Genomic DNA, 15,605 nt, shown 5'->3' on the forward strand with positions numbered 1-15,605 from the left:
TCGCCGCCGAGCTCGGCGGGGAGGCGGAGGGGGAGGACGCCCCTGCCCCGGTGGCCGGACGTGATTCGCAAGCGACAGGGAGGGACAGAGAGAGTCAGCACGGCACCGGCCAGGCAGGCTGTATTGAGTGCCGGTCGGCGAACGAACATGACCGCGTCCCCCCGAAGTTCCCCTGTTCTCCGGAAGCGTTTCCCGGAAGCGCCGAGCGGTCGCCCGGCGCCGTGCTTCGGTAGTGCGGTCCGTGCGGTCCTCGTGCGCGTGGCAGTTCACCCGCCCGTCCCCCCGGTGTTCTCCACCGTACTTCGAACGTCAGCCCCGGGTTGTCCCCGAGCTGCCACGCTCCCGTGCACCGGCTCAAGTGGTCGGGCGGACACCAGTGGTGCACAGCGCGGAGGGAGACGTACATGGAGACGCAGACGGCGACCGCGGCAGGGTCCGTCCTCATCCTGTTCGGCGGCGCGCTGCTCGTCTGGTGCGCTCTCGAACTGCGGCTCCGCCACCGGTTGCGCCGCCACGGCGTCCCGGCCACGGCCAGGGTCGTGGTGGACGGCGATCCGTACGGGGAACTCTACGGCGACCCGTACGGCGAACTCGACACCGCCCCGCTGCTCTCGTACTCCACCCTGCCGACCGTCGGAGCGGCGGGTGCGGGCGAGGCCGAGTCGGTGCTCTCCCGGCCGCGCGGGCACACCAGGCTGCGGCGTCCGGCCGGGTTGCTGCCCGGGGCGGTCGTCCAGGTCGCGTACGACGCCCGTCGTCCGAGCCGCGTGGTCCTCGCCGCCTCCGAGACCAGCCCCTGCCTGCCCAGTGACGTCTTCTGGGTGCTGCTCGGCACGAGCGCGCTCGCGGTCGGCCTGAGTCTGATCGCGAGCGCGCTCCAGAGCTGAGGATGCGGCGGCCGCCGGACCGGGGCCGCTGGAACCCCGGGTCACCGATGGTCTCCGCAGGGTCACGCGAAGTCCCGGAAAGCCCAGCGGGTTTCGGCGAGAAGTAGATCCCTGACCACGACTTCAGCCAGCCGCACCACGGCTCAGGACCCGGCCCGCTGCCGCTCAAGCCCCGGCTGATCGCGGTTCCGCAGACGGGCCGCTCGCCGACGGCCGAAACCGGCCGGTGGCAGGCCCTCGCCACCCCTCCGCGCGGCACGACCGCGCATCGTCGGGTTACCGTTCGAGTGGCGTGGGTCGACCTTGCCGGTGAAAAAGCGGGAACCGTCCGTTTGACAAGGGTGGCCAGGGTACGGTCACACTCCGCTGGTGGGGCCGTCGCGCAGCGGCAGCTCCGGACGGCGATGGTCAGGCGGGACGTCTTCCTTCGCCGGTGCGCCGCCCAGCACAGGAAACGACCGGGAGAGAAGAGCGAAGGTGTCCCCGAGCAGCGAGACCGCGCACGGCAAGCGACTCGTCATTGTCGAGTCGCCGGCCAAGGCGAAGACGATCAAGGGCTACCTCGGCCCCGGCTACGTCGTCGAGGCCAGCGTCGGGCACATCCGCGACCTGCCCGGCACTGCCGCCGAGGTCCCGGACAAGTACACCGGCGAGGTGCGCCGCCTCGGGGTCGACGTCGACCACGACTTCGCCCCTATCTACGTGGTCAACGCGGACAAGAAGTCGCAGGTCACCAAGCTCAAGGGCCTGCTCGCGGAGTCCGACGAGCTCTACCTCGCCACCGATGAGGACCGCGAGGGCGAGGCCATCGCGTGGCACCTCCAGCAGGTCCTGAAGCCCAAGGTGCCGGTCAAGCGGATGGTCTTCCACGAGATCACCAAGACCGCCATCCAGGAGGCCGTCGCCAACCCGCGCGAGCTCAACCAGCGCCTGGTGGACGCCCAGGAGACCCGGCGCATCCTCGACCGCCTCTACGGCTACGAGGTCTCGCCGGTGCTCTGGAAGAAGGTCATGCCGAAGCTCTCGGCCGGCCGGGTGCAGTCGGTCGCCACCCGTCTGGTGGTCGAGCGCGAGCGTGAGCGGATCGCCTTCACCAGCGCCTCCTACTGGGACTTGACCGGTGTCTTCGGCACCGGCCGCACTCCGGCCGACGCCGCGAACCCGGAGACCTTCGGCGCCCGGCTGGCCGCCGTTGACGGCAAGCGGATCGCCAGCGGCCGCGACTTCGGCCCGGACGGCCGGCTCAAGACGGTCAACACCCTGCACCTGGACGAGACGGCCGCCCGCGCGCTGGCCGCCGCCCTGCAGCAGACCGCGTTCTCGGTCCGCAGCGTCGAGTCCAAGCCCTACCGCCGCTCGCCGTACGCGCCGTTCCGCACCACCACGCTCCAGCAGGAGGCCAGCCGCAAGCTGGGCTTCGGCGCCAAGCGGACCATGCAGGTGGCCCAGAAGCTGTACGAGAACGGCTTCATCACCTACATGCGTACCGACTCCACCACGCTCTCCGACACCGCGATCACCGCGGCCCGGGCCCAGGTCACCCAGCTGTACGGCGCCGACTACCTGCCGGATGCGCCGCGCACCTACGCCTCCAAGGTGAAGAACGCCCAGGAGGCGCACGAGGCGATCCGCCCCTCCGGTGACCGCTTCCGCACGCCCGCGGAGACCGGCCTGTCCGGTGACGACTTCCGGCTCTACGAGCTGATCTGGATGCGGACCGTCGCCTCCCAGATGAAGGACGCGGTCGGCCAGTCGGTCACCGTCAAGGTCGGCGGCCGGGCAGCGGACGGCCGGGACGTCGAGTTCTCCGCCTCCGGCAAGATCATTACCTTCCACGGCTTCCTGAAGGCCTACGTCGAGGGCGCCGACGACCCGAACGCCGAGCTGGACGACCGTGAGCGCCGGCTGCCGCAGGTGGCCGAGGGCGACCCGCTGGCCGCCGAGCAGCTCACCCCAGAGGGCCACGCCACCAAGCCGCCGGCCCGCTACACCGAGGCCTCGCTGGTCAAGGAGCTGGAGGACCGCGAGATCGGCCGTCCCTCCACCTACGCCTCGATCATCGACACGATCATCCAGCGCAAGTACGTCTTCAAGAAGGGCACGGCGCTCGTCCCGTCCTTCCTCTCCTTCGCCGTGGTCGCCCTGCTGGAGAAGCACTTCGGCCGACTGGTCGACTACGGCTTCACCGCCAAGATGGAGGACGACCTCGACCGGATCGCCCGGGGCGAGGCGCAGTCCGTGCCGTGGCTGAAGCGCTTCTACTTCGGCGAGGGCGAGGGCGCCGGCGGTGCCGCCGAGGCCGGGAACGGCGACGGCGACCACCTGGGCGGCCTCAAGGAGCTGGTCACCGACCTCGGCGCGATCGACGCCCGGGAGATCAGCTCCTTCCCGGTCGGCGACGACATCGTCCTGCGGGTCGGCCGCTACGGGCCGTACGTCGAGAAGGCCGGGAGGACCGCGGACGAGCCCGGCCAGCGCGCCGACGTCCCCGACGACCTGCCGCCGGACGAGCTGACCGTCGAGCTCGCCGAGGAGCTGCTGGCCAAGCCCAGCGGCGACTTCGAGCTGGGCGTCGACCCGGTCAGCGGCAACATGCTGGTCGCCAAGGACGGCCGCTACGGCCCGTACGTCACCGAGATCCTGCCCGAGGGCACGCCCAAGACCGGCAAGAACGCGGTCAAGCCGCGCACCGCCTCGCTGTTCAAGACGATGTCGCTGGACACCGTCACCCTGGAGGACGCGCTCCGGCTGCTCTCGCTGCCCCGGGTGGTCGGCACCGACCCCGAGGGCAACGAGATCACCGCGCAGAACGGCCGCTACGGCCCGTACCTCAAGCGCGGCACCGACTCGCGCTCGCTCACCAGCGAGGACCAGCTCTTCACCATCACCCTTGACGAGGCGCTGGCGATCTACGCCCAGCCCAAGCAGCGTGGCCGGGCCGCCGCCGCTCCGCCGCTCAAGGAGCTCGGGACCGACCCGGTGAGCGAGCGTCCGGTGGTGGTCAAGGACGGCCGCTTCGGTCCGTACGTCACCGATGGCGAGACCAACGCCACGCTCCGCAAGGACGACTCGGTCGAGACCATCACGCCCGAGCGCGGCTACGAGCTGCTCGCCGAGAAGCGGGCACGCGGTCCGGTGAAGAAGGCCGCCAAGAAGGCTCCGGCCAAGAAGACGGCCGCGAAGAAGACCGCGGCCAAGACCACGGCGGCCAAGAAGACCGCCGCCAAGAAGACCACCACGGCGGCGGCGAAGAAGACCGCGGCCAAGAAGACGGTGGCCAGGAAGGCCGCAGCGCCCGAGGAGGGCTGAGCGATCCGCGCGGCGGGCCCGGCGTTCCGGTGACGGGACGCATGGGTCCGCCGTCCGGTCGGTGGGCGGGGTCGCACACGTCACAACCCTGTCATGAGGGCCTGTCGGGGCTCGTTCCCGGGCTTCGCCGCAGGGCCCGCCCGCTACCCTGACCGTATGACGAGCGAGGAGCAGCCCACCAGCACGAGCGCCGCCCGACCAAAACTCCCCGAGGCGGCCCCGGCCGGGACTCCCGGAGAGCGGGCCCGCGCGCTGCTGCGGTTGCGCCCCTACCGCCGGCTCTGGACGGCGCAGCTCGTCGGCGGTACCGGCGACCGGCTGGGCCTGCTGGTGCTGCTCGCGCTGACCTGGGCGGCGGCGATCCTCGGCGGTCAGTTCGGGCACGGCTACCGGGCGCAGGCGCTCGCGGTGGCGGCCGTGCTCGGCGTCCGGGTGTTCGCCACCCTGCTGTTCGGGGCGGTGCTGCTCGGCCCGGTACACGGCCTGGTGGCCGGGAAGCTCGACCGCCGCTGGGTGCTCTTCGGAGCCGACGCGCTGCGTGCGGTGCTGATCGGCGTCGCGCCGTGGTGGCTCGGCTGGAGCCCCGGCTCGGCCACCTACCTGCTGCTCGGCACGGTCTTCCTGACCGGCGCCGCGGAGCGGGTCTGGTCCGTCGCCAAGACGGCCGCGGTGCCGGCGCTGCTGCCGCCCGCCGATGCCGGCGCCGCACCGTCCGAGCAGCGGCCGTCCGTGGCGAGCCTGGACGCCGTACGCACCCTGGACATGCGCACCGGCTGGGCGACCGTTCCGCTCGCGGCCATCGCGCTGGTGGCCTTCACCCTGGTCAACAACGTCTTCGCAGCGCTCGGTTCGCACTGGCTGCGGACCCACCAGTTCACTGCGGCCGGGGTCGGCGCGGCCCTGCTGCTGGCCGGCTCCGCCGCGCTGATCTTCCTGCAGGAACTGCCCGGCGGTACGGCGGCCGCGCCGCGCTCCCCGCTCCAGGGCCTGCGCGCCCCCACCGACGCCACTCCCGGGCCGACGCTGCGCAAGGGCCGCACCGGCTCCGCCCCCTACTTCACCTTCTCGGTCGCCGCGGCCTATGCCTCGATGGCTGGCGTCGCCGCGCTCGGACTGCTCACCGCCATCGGCCACCGGGCCGGCCCGATCGGGTTCGGCTTGCTGGTGCTCGCCGCGGCCGGTGCTCCCGCGCTCGGCGTACGGATCACCCGGGCGACCCTGCCCTCGCTCTCCCGGCGCCGCCTGCTCGCGCTCGCTCTGCTCATCGAGGGCGTGGCGCTGATCCTGGCCGGTCTGGTGCTGGACTTCGTCCTGGTGCTGATGCTCACCGTGCTGGCCGGACTGGCCGCCGGAGTCGTGATCGCCACCGGCCGGACCCTGCTCGCCCAGGAGGTCGAGGAGATCCGGCTGCCCAAGGTCACCGAGCACCTGTACGCGGTGCTGCGGGCCGTGGTGGGCGGTGGGCTGATCGTCGTCCCGCTGATCGCCGCCGGCTACGGCGAGGTCGAGTACGGCCGGGTCGGGCCCGGCGGCTTCACCTTCATCCACGACGGGGCCGCGCTGGCGATCGCCACCGCCGGGCTGCTGACCATGGTGCTGGCCGCGGTGGTGCTGCTGAAGACCGACGACCAGCGTGGCAGCGTCCCGCTCGGGCGCGAGCTGCTGGAGTCGTTGCGCGGCGGTGCGGCGCCGGCGCCGCACCGGATCAGCGGCACCGGCTTCTTCATCGCGTTGGAGGGCGGCGACGGCGCCGGCAAGTCCACCCAGGCCAACGCGCTGGCGGAGTGGATCCGCAGCAAGGGCCACGAGGTGGTGCTCACCCGTGAGCCCGGTGGCAGCCCGATCGGTCAGCGGCTGCGCTCGCTCGTCCTGGACGTCGGCAACACCGGCCTGTCGCACCGCGCCGAGGCCCTGATCTACGCGGCCGACCGGGCCGAGCACGTCGAGAACGTCATCCGGCCCGCGCTGGAGCGGGGCGCGGTGGTGATCACCGACCGCTACATGGACTCCTCCATCGCCTACCAGGGCGCGGGCCGCGACCTGGCCGCCACCGAGGTCGCCCGGATCTCCCGCTGGGCCACCGGCGGTCTGGTGCCCGACCTGACGGTGGTGCTGGACGTCGACCCGGGCAAGGCCAGGGAGCGCTTCACCGAGGCGCTGGACCGCCTCGAGTCCGAGCCGACCGAGTTCCACGCCCGGGTCCGGGCCGGGTTCCTCGCCCTGGCCGCTGCCGATCCGGCGCGCTACCTAGTGGTGGACGGCAGCCAGCAGCCCGCCTTCGTGACCACCGCGATCCGCCACCGGCTCGACCGGGAGCTGCCGCTGTCCGCCCAGGAGCGGGCGGCCCAGGCCGAGCAGGAGCGCCTCGCCCGCGAGGAGGCCGCCCGGCGTGCCGCCGAGGAGGCCCGCAGGAAGGCCGAGGAGGAGGCCGCCGAGCGCAAGCGCCAGGAACTGCTGGAGCAGCTGCGGGCCGAGCAGGCCGAGCAGGAGCGCCTGGCGCGCGAGGAGGCCGAGCGGGTCGCTGCCGAGGAGGCGAAGAAGGCGGCCGAGGAGGCCAGGCGCAAGGCGGAGGCCGAGGCGAAGCGGCGCGCCGAGGAGGAGGCCGCAAGGCAGGCCGAGCTCGAGGCCAAGCGGAAGGCGGAGGAGGCCGAGCGGGAGCGGCTGGCCGCGGAGGCGGCGGCGCAGGCGGAGCTCCAGCGGCAGCGCGAGCTGCAGCGGGCCGAGCAGCGGCGCCGGGCGGAGGAGGCTCTGCAGCGGGCCGAGGCGGCCCGGCTGGCGGAGGAGGCTGCGGCCGCGAAGGCCGCGAAGGCCGCCGAGGGTCCGGCTGCGGCCTCGACCGTGGAGCTGCCGAAGGTCGGCGGCACCGAGGAGGTCACCCGGGAGATCTCCGAGCCGGAGCGCCGGGCCGCGGTCCGGGCGGCGGAGGCACTGGACGCTGATCCGGCGGAGGAGACCACGGTGCTGCCGACGGTCGGGGCGGCAGAGGAGACCACGGTGCTGCCGACGGTCGGGGCGGCGGAGGAGACCGCCGTACTGCCGCGGGTGGAGCCGACGCCGCGGTCCGGCACCGCCGGCGGCGGAGCGCGGACGTCCTGGGGCAGGAGCAGCGGCTCGCGCACCGAGTCCGGTCCGGCCGAGGACCGGGTGCCGCAGGGGCTGTGGCGCGCCGAGCAGCCGTCCGAGGCGGAGACCGCCGCGGAGGCGACCAGGGAGCTGCCCTCGGTCGAGCCGGAGGGCGGCCCCAGCCTGACCGACACCCTGCTGGGCTCCCGCGAGGAGTGGGAGCACAGTGACCGGCAGGGCGAGGGCCAGGACGGCCGCGGCAAGGGCCGCAAGTGGCGCGGAGGCCGGGAGTAGGTCCCGCCCGGGGCGGCCGGATCCGGGTGTCCGATCACCCGGTTCCCCGCTCCCGCGCCTGATGCCCCTCGTTGATCCGGAGACCCGATCGAGACCGCGCACCGCCCGGGTCGGTCGTGCGCCAACGACCGCGGGGCGGGACGGGACGCCGGATTCTGAGAGACTGCTACGCCTGCCCCGTTCCGTCCGGCGTCTAGGAAGTCATCACACGTGAGAGCCACCGACCCTGCCCCGAAGACGCCATCGCGCGGTGGGCGGCTCGCCGCGCTGGACGGTCTGCGGTTCGTCGCCGCGCTGATGGTGGTGACGTACCACTACGTGGCGTACGGCTCGGATTGGGGCCGGCCGCGCGCCGAGGTGTTCCCGGTGCTGCACCTGCCCGCCTCCTACGGCTGGCTGGGCGTGCAGCTGTTCTTCCTGATCAGTGGCTTCGTGATCTGCCTGAGCGGCTGGGGCCGGTCGGTCTCCGACTTCTTCACCTCGCGGGTGATCCGGCTCTTCCCGGCCTACTGGCTGGCGGTGCTGGTGACCACGGTTGCGCTGGTGTTGATCCCGGGCGGTTCGCCGCGTTCCTGGCAGGACGTGCTCACCAACCTGACCATGTTCGAGCACCCGTTCGGGGCACCGTACGTGGACGCCGTGTACTGGAGCCTGTGGGTGGAGGCCAGGTTCTACCTGATCTTCGCGCTGGTGGTCTGGCGCGGACTGACCTACCGCCGGGTGCTGACCTTCTGCATGGTCTGGTCGGCCGCCGGGGTACTCACGTACGCCCTGTCGAACGAGGCCTGGCTGCAGGTACTGGTGATGCCGGAGCACTGCTGGTTCTTCATCGGGGGGATGGCGTTCTACCTGATGCGGCGGTTCGGCCCGGACCTGCTGCTGTGGCTACTGGTCGGCTTCAGCTACCTGGCCGGGCTGCGGACGGTGCAGCCCACCTTCCAGTTCGTGCAGAAGAACACCGACTACCACCTGCCCGGACCCGCCGTGGCGGTGGTGCTCGCGGCGTGCTACCTGCTGATGGCCGGGGTGGCGCTGGGCTGGTTCGACCGGATCGACTGGCGCTGGCTCACCACCGCCGGGGCCGTCACCTACCCGCTCTACCTGTTGCACGAGTACATCGGGTGGGCGGTGATCGATCAGCTCCGGTTCCGGGTGAACCCGTGGCTGCTCGCCGGCGGGCTGCTGGTGGTGATGATCGCGGCCTCCTGGCTGGTGCACCGCTTCGTCGAGCGGCCGGTATCCCGCTGGATGAAGCGGCACCTGCGGAACTCGTTCGCCCGGGTCCGGGCTGCCGACGAGCCGGCCGTCGACGAGGGGGCGGTGGCGGCCGGGACCGCGGCGGGGCCGGGCGGTCACCAGCCGCTGCCGGAGCAGCAGGCCGCGGTGGAGCCGGTTGTCGGCCTACGGCGTTAGGCTCGACCGGAAGCGAGGAGTACCGGTGGTCGGCGGGAGCGCGGCGTGAGTGTGTGGGACGACCTGGTCGGCCAGGATCGGGTGGTCGAGCAGCTGAAGGCGGCCGCCCAGGCCGCCCGGGCCACGGTGGCCGCAGGCCGTACGGCTGCGCCGGAGACCGGTGGGAACGCCTCGCTGATGACGCACGCCTGGCTGTTCACCGGTCCGCCCGGGGCCGGGCAGACCACCGCCGCGCGGGCCTTCGCCGCCGCGCTGCAGTGCACCAGCCCCGATCTGGAGCTCGGCGGGGTGCCCGGTTGCGGGTTCTGCGAGGGCTGCCACACCGTGCTCTCCGGCAGCCATGCCGATGTGAAGTTCGTCCGCACCGACGGTCTGTCGATCGGTGTCGGCGACATGCGCGACCTGGTGCTGCGCGCCTCCAGCTACCCGACCGGCGGCCGCTGGTCGGTGATCCTGGTGGACGCCGCCCACCGGCTCACCGAAGCGGCGGCGAACGCGCTGCTCAAGGGCGTCGAGGAGCCTTCCCCCCGGACGGTATGGCTGCTGTGCGCACCGTCCGTGCAAGACGTGCTGCCCACCATCCGCTCCCGCTGCCGGCTGCTGGTGCTGCGTACCCCCGCGGCCGAGGCGGTCGCCGACATGCTGGTCCAGCGGGACGGCGTCGACCCGGAGACGGCCCGGCTGGCGGCGCTTGCCGGACAGGGCGACGTGGAGCGCTCGCGCCGGCTGGCGGTGGACGAGCAGGCCCGCGCCCGCCGTCTGGACGTGCTGCGCATCCCGCTGGAGGTCGCCGACATCGGCGGATGTCTGGCCGCTGCCCAGCGGCTGGTGGACACCGCCAAAGCCGACGCCGAGGCCCTTGCCGAGAGCCAGGACGCCAAGGAGACCGACGACCTCAGGGCTGCCTACGGCGCCACGGAGGGGAGCCGGGCGCCGCGCGGAATGGCGGGTGCGGTCAAGGAGCTGGAGAAGCGCCAGAAGAGCCGGGCGACCCGGACCAGGCGCGAGACGCTGGGGGTCGCGCTGCTCGACCTGCTCGGGTTCTACCGGGATGTGCTCGCCCTTCAGCTCGGGGCGACGGGTGCGCTCGCCAATGACGACCAGCGGGCCGCACTCGCCAAGGTCGCGGCCGCGGGCGCCCCGGAGAACACCTTGCGCCGGATCGAGGCGGTGCTCGCCTGCCGGGAGGCGCTGGACCGGAACGTGGACCCGCTGCTGGCGGTCGAGGCCATGACGGTGGCCCTGCGGGCCGGCTGAGCCCGCTCGGCCGGCTTGCGGGCCCGAGCAGGGCAACGGCTTCCGGGCATCGCGCGGGCCCGCGCGCCGGGCGGTGCGGCCTGTTCGAGCCGTGGGTGCCCCGGGGCCCCTCGCCCTATCGGGTTGTTCACGGGACGGTGTGCGACTCGCTCGTTCGAGTGAACACCGGGGTGCGGCAGGAAAGCCTCGCGGGCCGGGAACCCGGTCGTCTTGCACCCTGTGGACCGAGTACGCCGCGGTGGTCCGCGCCGCTGATGGCCGGACCCGGGCGGTGTCGGTTCCTCCGAGGTGGTGCGTCCCATGCCCCGTTCGCTCCTCGCCGTTTCCGTGCTGCCGGTGGCCGTCGTCGGGATCTGGCTGCTCCGATCCGCCCTGCTCCGCTGGCGTGACCTCCGGGTGGCCCAGACGTACGAGCTGGCGGCCGAGCAGCGGCCGCTGCTGCTGCGGGTCGGCGGCGCGATGGTCTGCGGGATGTGCGCCACCGCGCTGGTCGTGGCGGTGGTGATGGGCGGGTACGGCGGACGGGACGCGCAGGAGACCGCCTCCGTCGATCGGAGCGTGCAGCCTCAGCCCGTTCCGCCCGCCCCGCCGTCCCAGGTGGCGCCCTCCCGGGAGCCGCAGCCGGTGGTCACCAGGTTCCAGGAGGTCGGGCAGCCAGCCGGGGGACAGCTGCTGGAGGGTGCGGTGGCAGGCCCGGACGGTCATCCACGTACCGTGCGGGTCTGGCTGCCGGCGGAGTACAAGGAGGACCCCAAGGCCCGCTTCCCGGTGATCGTGCTGCACGCGGGCGGCGCCGGGACCACCGCCGACGCCGAACTCCCGGACGTCTTCGACGGGGTCGCCTCGGCGGTGAAGCTGGGCCGGTCCCAGCCGTTCGTGGTGCTCGCCCCCCAGTCGCCGTCCGGCCCGGCAGGCCCGTGCGAACCGGTGGCCGCCGCCCCGCAGGCGGTGGCCGACGACGCCGCGCTGCGGACCGCCGTAGCCGCCGCGTTCCGCACCCTTCCGGCCGACCCGGGGAACTGGGGCGCCCTCGGTATCGAGGCCGGGGCGCCGTGTGCGGCCGTCGCAGGGCTGGCCCGACCCGACCTGTACGGCGCGGCCGCCGCAGTCTCCGGCCGCTACGACCCGGCAGCCTTCGCCCGGGCCGGCGCCGACGCGTCCGGCACGGTCACCGCCAGACTGCTGCTCGCGGCCGCCAGGGCCGACACCGCCGGACTGGACTCCGCCCGCAAGCTCCAGGCCGTGCTGCACGGCGGCCGGGGCCGGGCCGCGCAGGCCGAGGTGAGGATCTCCGACATCGTCCAGGACTACTCCCCGGAGCGGGTGCGGCTGCGGCTGGTTCGGATCGCGGTGCAGTACCTGGCGGAGAGCCTGGCCAAGCCGGCGCAGTGACCCGGGGGCGACGGAGTACCTGCTTCATCCGCTCCGGGAGGAGGCGAAGCCGGGGCGGCGGGGCCGGGTGCCGCCGGATGGGCTGTTCCCCGCCCGGCCGCCGCCGGTTGCCGGGCGCGATCGGTACGTCCGGCTACGCTCTGCACAGCCGGGTGATCAGCGACTCGGCCACCCGAGCGACCTCGCGGTCGGTGTCCGATGGGAGAGAGCCTCCATGCGAGCTGTCCGGTCGACCCGCGTCCTGTCCGCCATGGCGGCCGCCGCCGCGCTGCTGCTGGCGGGCTGCAGCTCGGGCGGCGGGGCATCGGACTCCAGTGTCCGCGGCGCCCAGCAGGGCCGGCCCGCGACCGCGCTCGAACCGCTCCCCGCCGCGATCCCGGCCAACCTGTCCGCGTACTACGCACAGAAGCTCAGCTGGCAGGCCTGCGACCAGGGATTCGAGTGCGCCACCTTCAAGGTGCCGCTCGACTACGCGAACCCGGCCGGCGGCGACCTGACCCTGAGCGCAGTCCGCAAGCCGGCCGGCGGCGCGGCGCAGGGGTCGCTGCTGGTCAACCCGGGTGGTCCCGGCGGGTCGGCGATCGACTACCTGGAAGGCTCGATCGACAGCTTCGACCCCGGCCTGCGCGCCGCCTACCACCTGGTCGGCCTCGACCCGCGCGGTGTCGGCCGCAGCTCTCCGGTGGCCTGTCTGAGCGGCCCGCAGATGGACGCGTACACCGCGACCGACATGACCCCCGACAACCTTGGCGAGATCAACGCCCTGGTCGCCGCCGACAAGAACTACGCCGCCGCCTGCGAGATGCAGTCCGGCAGTTTCCTCGGGCACGTCAGCACCGCGGAGTCGGCCCGGGACATGGACGTGCTGCGCGCGCTGGTCGGCGACAGCAGGCTGAACTTCCTCGGCAAGTCGTACGGCACCTTCCTCGGCGCCACCTACGCCGGGCTCTTCCCCAGCCGGGTCGGCCGGATGGTGCTGGACGGGGCGATCGACCCGTCGCTCGACTCGCTGGCAGGCAACCAGACCCAGGCCGGGGGCTTCGAGGTCGCCTGGGCCGACTTCGCCAAGGACTGCGTCACACACCAGGACTGCCCGCTGGGCCGGACCGAGCAGCAGGCCGGGCAGGGGATCGACGCCCTGCTCAAGCAGATCCACGACCAGCCGCTGAACACCGACTCCGGCCGCAAGCTCACCGAGTCGCTGGCAACCGCCGGAGTCATCGAGGCGATGTACGCCGACTACCTCTGGCCCTCGCTGCGCTCCGCGCTGACCAGTGCCAAGGCGGGCGACGGCAGTGCGCTGCTCAAGCTCGCCGACGCCTACTACGAGCGGTCGCCGGACGGCAGCTACGCCAACCTGATGTTCGCCAACACCGCCATCAACTGCCTCGACCTGCCCGCACCCTTCAGCAGCCCGGAGGACGTCGAGCGGGCGATGCCCGCCTTCCAGAAGGCCTCCCCGCACTTCGGCCGCGACATGGCCTGGATGGCGCTCAGCTGCGCGTACTGGCCGTACAAGGCCACCGGAACGCCGCACACCATCCGGGCAGCCGGGGCGCCCCCGATCGTGGTGGTGGGCACCACCCGCGACCCCGCGACCCCGTACGTCTGGGCGCAGGCCCTGGCGGGCCAGCTGGAGTCGAGCCGGCTGCTGACCTACGACGGCGACGGCCACACCGCCTACCAGCGGCACAACGCCTGCATCGACAACGCCGTCAACGCCTACCTGCTCGCGGGGACCGCCCCGAACCCGGGGACCCGCTGCGCCAAGTAGCCACCGTGGCAGCCGCTCGGGACGCGGATACGATGGCCCGTCCCCCACACCTCGTATCCGCTCCTGGAGTGCACCGTGCTTGGAGTCAACGACCTGGCGACGTATGTCCTCGGCGCCCTCGTCATCATCCTGCTGCCGGGACCGAACTCGCTGTACGTCACGTCCGTGGCCGCCCGCAAGGGCATACGGGCCGGCTACCGCGCCGCCGCCGGGGTCTTCACCGGCGACCTCACCCTGATCTCGCTGACCTCGCTCGGTGCCGCCTCGCTGCTGCGGGCCAACCCCGCGGTCTTCGCGGTGGTCAAGTTCGGCGGGGCGGCCTACCTGCTCTGGATCGGCTTCGGGATGCTGCGAGCGGCCCGCGAGCTCTGGCGTGAGCGCCGGGCCACCGCGGAGCGGGCCGAGGGCGCGGAGGCGTCCGACGGCGCGGCCGGGACCGACGCGGAGCGCCCGTTCCGCAGGGCTCTGGTGATCAGCCTGCTCAACCCGAAGGCCATCCTCTTCCTGCTGTCGTACTTCACCCAGTTCGTCGACCCCTCGTACGGGCAGCCGGTGCTCTCCTTCGCCCTGCTCGGCGGCATACTGCAGTCGTTCAGCCTGCTCTACCTCTCCGCGCTGATCTTCGCGGGCACCTCGCTGGCCGCCGCCTTCCGCCGCCGCAAGCGCCTCACGGCCGGCCTCACCAGCGCCGTCGCCATCCTCTTCGCGGGCTTCGCCGCCAAGCTCGCAGTCTCCTCCGCCTGAGCGTCCGTTCCGGCTGCGGGGCGTCCACCTGAGCGGTGGCGGGTGCGGGTACGGACCACGACCCGAATGTGTGTAGACTTGCGCCCGTTGTCAGTGCGACGATCATTCGGTCCCGCACGACGGCGGTGCCGCCTTAGCTCAGCTGGCCAGAGCAACGCACTCGTAATGCGTAGGTCACGGGTTCGAATCCCGTAGGCGGCTCCATGACAGCTCCCGTGGTCCGGTGTTCCGGATTCCGGGGGCTTTGTCGTCTGTAGCGACGGTGTACCCGGGGCCGGGGTTCAGTGGGGTGCCGAGGCGCTTCGCCCGAGGGGCTTCGATGCTGCCGGCCTGCGGCCCGACGGTCCCAGGCCGGCCGTCCGCGTTCGACTGCCGGTGGGCGAGGGGCCGCCGGATGCGTGCCGTGGTGCCGTGGGATCAGGGGCAGCGGACGACCTGGCCGGCGTAGGAGAGGCCGCCGCCGAAGCCGAAGAGCAGGACCGGGGCGCCCTTCTCGACCTCGCCGCGTTCGACGAGCTTGGAGAAGGCGAGCGGAATGCTGGCGGCGGAGGTGTTGCCGGAGTCGACCACGTCGCGGGCGATGACGGCGTTGACCGCGCCGATCTTGTGCGCCACCGGTTCGATGATCCGGAGGTTGGCCTGGTGCAGGACGACTCCGCCGAGCTCCTCGGGGGCGACACCGGCGCGCTCGCAGACCCGGCGGGCGATGGCGGGCAGGGTGGTGGTGGCTCAGCGGTAGACCGCCTGGCCCTCCTGGCTGAAGGTGCCGTCGCGGCCCTCGATCAGGACGGCCCGTCCCATCTCGGGGACCGAGCCCCAGACCACCGGGCTGATCTCGGGCGTCTCGGAGGCCACCACCACGGCCGCGCCCGCCCCGTCGCCGACCAGGACGCAGGTGGAGCGGTCGGACCAGTCGGCGAAGTCGCTGAGCTTCTCCACGCCGATGACCAGGGCCTTGGCCGCGGAGCCGCCCGCGATGGCGAGGTTCGCCATCGCCAGGGCGTGCGGGAAGCCGGAGCAGGCGGTGTTGACGTCGAGAGCGGCTGGGGAGGGCACCCCGAGCCGGTCGGCGACCCGGGCCGCGACGTTGGGCGAGCGGTCGAGCGAGGTGCAGGTGGCGACCACCACGAGGTCGATGTCGGCGGGGGTGAGGCCCGCGGCGGCGAAGGCCTTCTCCGCGGCCTTGGCGGCCATGTCGGCCACCGACTCGTCCGGGCCGGCGATGTGGCGGGTGCTGATCCCGACCCGGCTGCGGATCCACTCGTCGCTGGTGTCGACCATCTTCGCCAGGTCGTCGTTGGTCAGGATCCTGGCCGGCTGGTAGTGGCCGAGCGCAAGTATGCGAGAACCGTGCACAGCTCAAATCCCCTCAAGTGAAGCGGATTCCGAGGCCCCGCCCACCTGTCCGACGGCCCCTGGAGGAGAGTCAAGTATCCATCCGTCATGATCGCATCGCCCGTCAATCGCTGTGC

The 15,605-nt window shown here is 72.9% G+C and carries 8 protein-coding genes, 1 tRNA gene and 1 pseudogene; 9 read left to right on the top strand and 1 reads right to left on the bottom strand.

The window, feature by feature from the left end; genetic code table 11:
- Nucleotides 1–404 precede the first annotated feature (404 nt).
- The 9 genes from ACWDAK_RS21065 to ACWDAK_RS21105 all read left to right on the top strand — a co-directional run bounded on the left by ACWDAK_RS21065 (nt 405) and on the right by ACWDAK_RS21105 (nt 14,337).
- A complete protein-coding gene (locus ACWDAK_RS21065; protein WP_344635071.1) occupies nt 405–887 on the top strand; it encodes a DUF3592 domain-containing protein in 483 nt (160 codons plus the stop codon).
- A 477-nt stretch (nt 888–1,364) separates the two neighbouring features.
- Nucleotides 1,365–4,196, top strand: coding sequence for a type I DNA topoisomerase (gene topA, locus ACWDAK_RS21070; protein WP_344635070.1), 2,832 nt, complete (start codon nt 1,365–1,367; stop codon nt 4,194–4,196).
- Between the two features lie 156 nt (nt 4,197–4,352).
- On the top strand, nt 4,353–7,553 hold the full coding sequence (tmk, locus tag ACWDAK_RS21075; protein WP_427395440.1) for a dTMP kinase: 3,201 nt from the start codon (nt 4,353–4,355) through the stop codon (nt 7,551–7,553).
- 210 nt (nt 7,554–7,763) lie between these two features.
- Nucleotides 7,764–8,966, top strand: a complete 1,203-nt coding sequence (locus tag ACWDAK_RS21080; RefSeq protein ID WP_427395439.1) for an acyltransferase family protein — start codon at nt 7,764–7,766, stop codon at nt 8,964–8,966.
- A gap of 45 nt (nt 8,967–9,011) precedes the next feature.
- Complete coding sequence (locus ACWDAK_RS21085) at nt 9,012–10,223, top strand: DNA polymerase III subunit delta' (RefSeq protein WP_344635067.1); 1,212 nt, start codon at nt 9,012–9,014, stop codon at nt 10,221–10,223.
- A 300-nt stretch (nt 10,224–10,523) separates the two neighbouring features.
- Nucleotides 10,524–11,615 (top strand): hypothetical protein, encoded by a 1,092-nt coding sequence (locus ACWDAK_RS21090; protein ID WP_427395438.1) that lies wholly within the window; start codon nt 10,524–10,526, stop codon nt 11,613–11,615.
- Nucleotides 11,616–11,829: 214 nt separating this feature from the next.
- A complete protein-coding gene (locus ACWDAK_RS21095; protein WP_344635065.1) occupies nt 11,830–13,389 on the top strand; it encodes an alpha/beta hydrolase in 1,560 nt (519 codons plus the stop codon).
- Between the two features lie 75 nt (nt 13,390–13,464).
- On the top strand, nt 13,465–14,133 hold the full coding sequence (gene leuE, locus ACWDAK_RS21100; protein WP_344635064.1) for a leucine efflux protein LeuE: 669 nt from the start codon (nt 13,465–13,467) through the stop codon (nt 14,131–14,133).
- 127 nt (nt 14,134–14,260) lie between these two features.
- Nucleotides 14,261–14,337: transfer RNA gene (locus ACWDAK_RS21105), tRNA-Thr, on the top strand.
- A gap of 213 nt (nt 14,338–14,550) precedes the next feature.
- On the opposite strand, the pseudogene ACWDAK_RS21110 reads toward ACWDAK_RS21105, so the two are convergent.
- A pseudogene (locus ACWDAK_RS21110) lies at nt 14,551–15,489 on the bottom strand (beta-ketoacyl-ACP synthase III).
- Between the last annotated feature and the right edge of the window lie 116 nt (nt 15,490–15,605).

The organism is Kitasatospora sp. NPDC001175, assembly GCF_053598215.1.